This window comes from Gluconacetobacter sp., assembly GCF_047721585.1.
Classification (GTDB): Bacteria; Pseudomonadota; Alphaproteobacteria; order Acetobacterales; family Acetobacteraceae; genus Gluconacetobacter; species Gluconacetobacter dulcium.
Genome location: NZ_JBDNXE010000046.1, coordinates 24,996 through 32,079 on the forward strand (window position 1 = coordinate 24,996; position 7,084 = coordinate 32,079).

Annotated in this window: 8 protein-coding genes; all 8 read left to right on the forward strand. The window is 64.5% G+C overall.

Annotated elements, in window-relative coordinates; genetic code table 11:
- The first annotated feature begins 6 nt into the window (after positions 1-6).
- On the forward strand, positions 7-453 hold the full coding sequence (locus ABF821_RS10430) for a hypothetical protein (RefSeq protein WP_026200111.1): 447 nt from the start codon (positions 7-9) through the stop codon (positions 451-453).
- Positions 454-647: 194 nt separating this feature from the next.
- Positions 648-1,571, forward strand: coding sequence for a P-type conjugative transfer ATPase TrbB (trbB, locus tag ABF821_RS10435; protein ID WP_018308109.1), 924 nt, complete (start codon positions 648-650; stop codon positions 1,569-1,571).
- A gap of 2 nt (positions 1,572-1,573) precedes the next feature.
- Positions 1,574-1,906 (forward strand): TrbC/VirB2 family protein, encoded by a 333-nt coding sequence (locus ABF821_RS10440; RefSeq protein WP_018308108.1) that lies wholly within the window; start codon positions 1,574-1,576, stop codon positions 1,904-1,906.
- Positions 1,906-2,181 (forward strand): VirB3 family type IV secretion system protein, encoded by a 276-nt coding sequence (locus tag ABF821_RS10445; protein WP_010667264.1) that lies wholly within the window; start codon positions 1,906-1,908, stop codon positions 2,179-2,181. Before ABF821_RS10440 ends, ABF821_RS10445 begins: the two co-directional genes overlap by 1 nt.
- A gap of 13 nt (positions 2,182-2,194) precedes the next feature.
- Positions 2,195-4,627, forward strand: a complete 2,433-nt coding sequence (trbE, locus tag ABF821_RS10450) for a conjugal transfer protein TrbE (RefSeq protein WP_010667263.1) — start codon at positions 2,195-2,197, stop codon at positions 4,625-4,627.
- Entirely contained in the window at positions 4,624-5,394 is a 771-nt protein-coding gene (gene trbJ / locus ABF821_RS10455; RefSeq protein WP_415529960.1) for a P-type conjugative transfer protein TrbJ, read from the forward strand. Before trbE ends, trbJ begins: the two co-directional genes overlap by 4 nt.
- A 3-nt stretch (positions 5,395-5,397) precedes the next feature.
- A complete protein-coding gene (gene trbL / locus ABF821_RS10460; RefSeq protein WP_018308107.1) occupies positions 5,398-6,837 on the forward strand; it encodes a P-type conjugative transfer protein TrbL in 1,440 nt (479 codons plus the stop codon).
- On the forward strand, positions 6,837-7,084 hold a 248-nt coding region (locus ABF821_RS10465; RefSeq protein WP_415529961.1), incomplete at its 3' end, for a VirB8/TrbF family protein. The genes trbL and ABF821_RS10465, both read left to right, overlap by 1 nt.

Sequence of the window (7,084 nt, forward strand, 5' to 3'; positions counted from 1 at the left end):
GCCGCAATGGCAATGCCGAAAAAGAAGGCCCAGATCTCCGTCTATCTCGATCCCGAGGTGATGAAGACTCTGTCCGCCTATGCCGCGCGACGCGCGCAGCCGATGTCGCTGATCGTCGAGGCCGCTGTCGCCTCCTTCCTTTCGCCCGATGGCGAGGAGCGCCGCGAGGCTGCCACATCGAAGCGTCTCGACCGGCAGGACCGGCGCCTCGCGCGGCTGGAGCGTGATATTGGCATCACGGTGGAGACCCTGGCGCTGTTCATCCGCTTTTGGCTGACCACGACCCCGCCACTTCCCGAACCGGCCGCCAAGGCAGCGCGGGCACAAGCCGGAGCGCGCTACGATAATTTCGTCGCGGCCCTCGGCCGCAGGCTGGCTCAGGGACCACGACTCCAGCAGGAAATTCCGGAGGACGTTTCGGACCCCGCCGCACAGGATGATCCGGAGTCGTAATTTTCGCACCCCGCAAGTATTTTTGCCCTCCGTCTCGCTGCGTTTCTACGACGCCTGAATTCTTGTTGAACCGCCCCGTTTCCTGCCTTTCCTAATGATCCCCGTCGCCGTGCGCCCATCGCGCTCGGCTTATACCGGGGAAGATCATGTCGGTTTCCGCCATCAACCAAGGGGCAAGGGTACGGAGCATTTCCATGCTGCGTACGGCGATGGGGCCTGCGATCGCCGGGCACCTTGCCGATGCGGCTGTGGTCGAGCTGATGCTCAACCCCGATGGGCGGCTGTGGGTCGACCGTCTGTCTGAGGGGCTGGCTGATACGGGTGATGTGATTGCACCAGCCGATGCCGAGCGCATCGTCCGCCTGGTCGCACACCATGTCGGGGCGGAGGTGCATGAGGCAGCCCCGCGCGTATCGGCGGAATTGCCGACTGGCGAACGGTTTGAGGGATTGCTGCCGCCCGTTGTGACCGCCCCAAGTTTCGCGATCCGCAAGCCCGCTGTCGCCGTGTTCACCCTCGACGACTATGTCGAGGCCGCGATCATGACAACGGACGAGGCGGCATTCCTGCGCCGCGCTGTCACGGAACGGAGGAACATTCTGGTCGCGGGCGGCACATCGACGGGCAAGACCACGCTGGTCAATGCCCTCCTGGCCGAGGTTGCGAAAACCGGCGATCGCATCGTGCTGATCGAGGACACGCGCGAACTGCAATGCACGGCGCCCAATCTCATCGCCCTGCGCACCCGTGAGGGCGTCATCACCCTGTCGGATCTCGTCCGGTCCGGTCTCCGCCTGCGTCCCGACCGTATCCCCATCGGTGAGGTACGTGGGGCCGAGGCCCTTGATCTGGTCAAGGCATGGGGTACTGGCCATCCGGGCGGTATCGGCACGCTGCACGCCGGATCGGTGCTGGCTGCCCTGTATCGTCTGGAACAACTGATCCAGGAAGCGGTGGTCACGGTGCCACGCGCCATGATCGCGGAAACCATTGACGTGATCGCTGTCCTGTCTGGACGCGGGACGGCCCGTCGCCTGTCCGAACTCGCCACCGTGGACGGGATTGATCCCGGCACTGGTGCCTATCGCATTCATTCAATCGATACCGATGGAGATTAGAAATGAACCTCACGCTGTTCCGTGTGCGTCGGCACGCGCCTGTCCTCTCCACCATGCTGCTGCTGTCCATCGCATGGTGCTCCTCGGCCCTGGCGTCGGGCTCCGACATGCCGTGGGAGGAGCCGCTCAACCAGATTCTGGAATCCGTGCAGGGACCGGTCGCCAAGATCATCTCGGTGATCATCATCACGGTCACGGGTCTGACCCTGGCGTTCGGGGAAACATCGGGTGGGTTCCGCCGCCTGATCCAGATCGTCTTCGGCCTGTCCATCGCTTTCGCCGCCAGCTCGTTCTTCCTGTCGTTCTTCTCGTTCTCCGGCGGAGCACTGATCTGATGGCGGGATATGACGATGACGCGTTGCCGGGGTTCCATGTCCCGGTGCATCGCTCGCTGACCGATCCCATCCTGCTGGGTGGTGCGCCCCGTGCCGTCGCCATCGCCAATGGCACGCTGGCCGCCGCGATCGCGCTGGGCCTGCGGCTCTGGCTGATCGGAGCCGCATTCTGGATCGTGGGCCACGGGCTCGCGGTCTGGGGGGCGAAGCGTGATCCGCTGTTCATCGAGGTCGGGCGGCGACATCTCCGTTACCCCGCCTGGCTGCGGGCGTAGGGAGGGCAGGGCGATGATGTCCCTTGGCGAATATCGCAATCGCGCCGCCCTCCTGTCGGATTTTCTCCCATGGGCCGCGCTCGTGGAGAAAGGCGTCGTCCTGAACAAGGACGGCAGCTTCCAGCGCACGGCGCGCATCCGTGGTCCCGATATGGATAGCGCCACGCCTGCCGAACTGGTCGGTGTCACCGCACGGCTCAACAGTAATCTCCGCCGTCTGGGCTCCGGATGGGCGGTGTTCGTCGAGGCGCAGCGCGTCCCGGCCACACTCTATCCCGAGAGCGATTTCCCGGATGCCGCCTCGCACATGGTCGATCTGGAACGGCGTGAGCAGTTCGAGGATGAGGGCGCGCATTTCGAGAGCCGGTATTTCCTGACCCTGGTCTGGCTGCCACCGGCGGAATCGTCCGACCGGGCTGCCCGGTTCCTGTTCGAGGGCAGGGAGCGCGAAGGGCCGGACCCACACGGCATACTCCATGCGTTCGTGGATCGCTCCGACCGGATGCTGGCGTTGCTGGACGGTTTCATGCCCGAGGCCACCTGGCTCAATGACGGTGAAACGCTGACCTATTTACATTCGACCATTTCGACGCGGAACCAGCGTGTCCGGGTGCCGGAAATCCCGATGCATCTTGACGCGCTGCTGGTCGATCAGCCGCTTTCGGGCGGGTTGGAGCCGAAACTCGGCGATGCCTTCCTGAAAACGCTGACGATCACCGGTTTCCCGTCGCGGACCTTTCCCGGAATCCTGGATGACCTGAACCGGCTGGCGATGCCCTATCGCTGGTCAACCCGTGCCATCCTGCTCGACAAGACCGACGCCACCAAGGTGCTGACGAAGATCCGCCGGCAGTGGTTTGCAAAGCGTAAGAGCATCGCAGCCATTGTCCGGGAGGTGATGACCAACGAGGCATCCGTTCTCGTGGACAACGACGCTGCCAATAAGGCTGCCGATGCTGACTTGGCCTTGCAGTCCCTCGGTGCCGACGATGTCGGACAGGCGTATCTTACCGCGACCATCACGGTCTGGGACGGTTCCGCCTCCATCGCGGCCGAAAAGCTTCGGCTGGTTGAGAAGATCATCCAGGGCCGCGATTTCACCTGCATGACGGAAAGCCTCAACGCGGTGGAGGCATGGCTGGGTTCGCTGCCCGGCCATGTCTACGCCAATGTTCGTCAGCCCCCGGTCTCGACGCTGAATCTGGCGCATATGATTCCGCTGTCGGCCGTCTGGGCAGGGCCGGAGCAGGACGGGCATTTCAAGGCAGCACCGCTGTTCTACGGCAGGACGGCGGGCGCCACACCATTCCGGTTCAGCCTTCATGTCGGCGATGTTGGCCACACGCTGATCGCAGGACCAACAGGGGCGGGCAAATCCGTGCTGCTGGCGCTGATGGCGCTCCAGTTTCGGCGTTATGCGGGATCGCAGATTTTCGCCTTCGATTTCGGCGGGTCCATGCGTGCGGCGACGATGGCGATGGACGGGGACTGGCACGATCTTGGAGGCGGGCTGACGGACGAGGGCGATGGGCATTCCGCCGTCTCCCTTCAGCCGCTGGCAAGGATTGACGATCCCGACGAGCGCAAATGGGCCACGGAATGGCTGGGGCAGATCCTTGTCGGTGAAGGGGTAACGCTGACCCCCGAGGTGAAGTCTCACCTCTGGTCGGCGCTGAACTCCCTGGCGTCGTCGCCCGTTCAGGAGCGGACCCTGTCAGGTATGGTAGCACTTCTCCAGTCCAACGCCCTGAAGCAGGCAATGGCGGCATATTGCCTGGGTGGTCCCTATGGCCGCCTGCTGGATGCGGACACCGAGCGGCTGGGTGACGCCGATGTCGTGGTGTTTGAAACGGAAGGGCTGATCGGGTCCGGGGCGGCATCGTCCGTGTTGTCCTACCTGTTTCATCGGATCGAAGGACGGCTGGATGGCCGTCCGACCCTGCTGGTCATTGATGAGGGCTGGCTGGTTCTGGATGACGGGGACTTTGCTGGCCAGCTTCGGGAGTGGCTGAAAACCCTGCGCAAGAAGAATGCGTCGGTGATTTTCGCCACCCAGTCCCTGTCGGACATCGCCAATTCCCGCATTGCCCCGGCTGTGGTGGAAAGTTGCCCGACGCGGATCTTCCTGCCCAATGAACGGGCCATTGAGCCGCAGATCGCGGCCATCTACCGCGATTTTGGGCTGAACGACCGACAGATCGCCATTATCGCCCGCGCGGCGTCGAAGCGGGAATATTACTGCCAGACCCAGCGGGGAAATCGCCTCTTCGAACTGGGGCTCGGGCCGGTGGCACTCGCCCTGTGCGCCGCCTCCGGCAAGGACGACCACCGGCTGATCGACGCGATGCTGGTGGAACATGGGCGGGCCGGCTTTCTCCCAGCCTGGTTCGAGGCGCGTGGCGTCATGTGGGCGGCCGATCTTCTTCGGGAAGGAGCGATGCCATGACGGAAGAACCTTTCCGTATTCGGGCAAAAGATTTCCGCCCCGGATGTGCCGTGGTCTTCGGCGCTGCTCTGGCTTTTGTCATGCCAGTCGTGTCAGCCCATGCCCAATGGGCGGTCTATGACGGCGCCAACCACGTCCAGAACGTGCTGATCGCGGCCCGCACGCTCCAGCAGATCGACAACCAGATCACGTCACTGGCCAATCAGGCGCAGATGCTGGTCAACCAAGGTCGCAATCTGGCGAGCCTACCACTTTCGACACTGTCGACGCTGCAATCGACGATTTCCCAAACCACAGCGTTGCTCGCGCAGGCGCAGAATATTGCCTACAGCGTCCAGTCCGTCGAGCAGCAGTACCAGCAGGCGTACACGTCCGTGTCCTCTGGCATGTCCGACGGTGCCCTGTTCAGCCAGGCACAGACACGCTGGCAGAATTCTGTGGGTGGGTTCGAGGACGCCCTGAAGCTTCAGGCGCGGGTGGTAGGAAACATCCCGAGCGACAGCTCGGCCATGACGCAACTGGTCTCGGCGAGCCAGAGTTCGGCCGGGGCGCTACAGGCCGCACAGGCGGGAAACCAGCTTCTCGCGCTTCAGTCTCGCCAGCTTTCCGACATCCAGGCCGAACTCGCGGCTAATGGCCGGGCTGCGGACCTCGAACGGGCGCGACAGGCGGCGAACGAGGCAGGGGCGGAAGCCCAATATCAGCATTTTTCGCAGTATGACGCCTATGTTCCCCAGGCCGTCGCCATCCCAAGTTCTGGATATTGAGCAATGGCGAGCGACAATGTCGGCATCATCGACGGTTTCCTGAATACCTTCGAGACTACGATCGACAGCGGTTTCGGTCTGGTGAAGGGAAGTGTGGTGTCGCTGGCCGGCTCGCTCTCGGTGCTGGACATCGTGCTGGCCGGCCTGTTCTGGGCTTGGGCCGCCGATGAGGACATCATCCAGCGTCTGGTGAAGAGGACGCTGTATATCGGCTTCTTTGCCTTCGTCATTGACCATTTCAGCGGCCTGTCGGGGATCGTTTTCAACAGTTTCGCGGCCCTCGGGCTCAAAGCCGGGGGCGGCACGCTGGCGCTTGGGGATTTCATGCATCCCGGCCGACTGGCGGCGACCGGGCTCGATGCCGCGCAGCCGCTGCTGGATGCGGCGAGTAAACTGGCGTTTTCCTTCGGTGCGCTGGCCAGCATCGTGCAGATCCTCGTCCTGCTCCTGTGCTGGTTCATCGTGCTGGCGGCCTTCTTCATCCTCGCGGTGCAGCTCTTCGTGGCGATCGTCGAGTTCAAGCTGACCTCACTCGCGGGCTTCGTGCTGATCCCGTTTGCCCTGTTCAACCGCACGGCGTTCCTCGCCGAGAAGGTACTGGGCAATGTCGTGTCGTCCGGCGTGAAGATCATGGTGCTGGCGGTTATTTCCGCCATAGCTTCCGTGCTCTTCAGGCAGTTCACGACGTCCTACGGTGATAGTGCGCCCACCATCGGCCAGGCGCTGTCCGTCGTGCTGGCGTCACTCTGCATCGTGGGTCTCGCCATTTTCGGCGGCTCGCTCGCCAATGGGCTGATTTCCGGTGCCCCGCAGCTTGGTGCCGGGGCAGCAGCGGGAACCGCGATGGCGGTGGGCGCGATGGGGGCTGCGGCTGTTGCCGCGCCCGCCGCCGTGGCGTCTGGCGGAGCGGCGGCCCTCGGTGCGACGGCAGCGGCAGCGCGCGGAGGGGCTGCCGTCGCAGGTGCCGCCACGACAGCCTACTCCATGGGGGCGGCCGGACAGACTGGTGCGGCGGGCATGGCATCGGCGGCTGGCAATGTCGGTCGCGCCGCTGGGGGTGCTGCGATGAACGCCGTGAAGAGCAAGGTCGGCGCGGCAACATCCTCGTTGAAGGAAAGCTACTCTGCTGGCGGACGCTGGGCCGCCGGTGCGATGGGCGGCGCCGGAGAAGGCGATAGGCCATCGGGTGACGGTGGGTCTTCAGGCCCGTCCGGCGGCGGAGGTGATCCCGGTACCGGGCCTGCCGGTAGCGGTAACCCTGGTGGCGGCCCCTCGGGAGGCGACCCCGATAGCGGCGACGGCTCCGACGGCAAGCCGCCCCGCTGGGCGCGGAACATGAAGCGCCGCAACGCCGCCACCCATGCCGCCGAGGCCGCCCATATCATCCGCTCCGCCGATGGCGGGGGCGGGTCCACGTCCATCGATCTCTCGGAGAAAGAATGATGTTCCGTCGCTCCACAACACGCTACGGGACCACGCCCGAGCCCGTCACCCCATACCAGAAGGCAGCGCAGATCTGGGATGAGCGCATCGGCTCGGCCCGCGTGCAAGCCCGCAACTGGCGTCTCATGGCCTTTGGCTCCCTGTTCCTGTCCGCCGGTCTCGGGGGCGGGCTGGTCTGGCAGTCCGCGCGCGGCACCATCACGCCGTGGGTCGTGCAGGTGGACCGGCTGGGGCAGGCGCAGGTCGT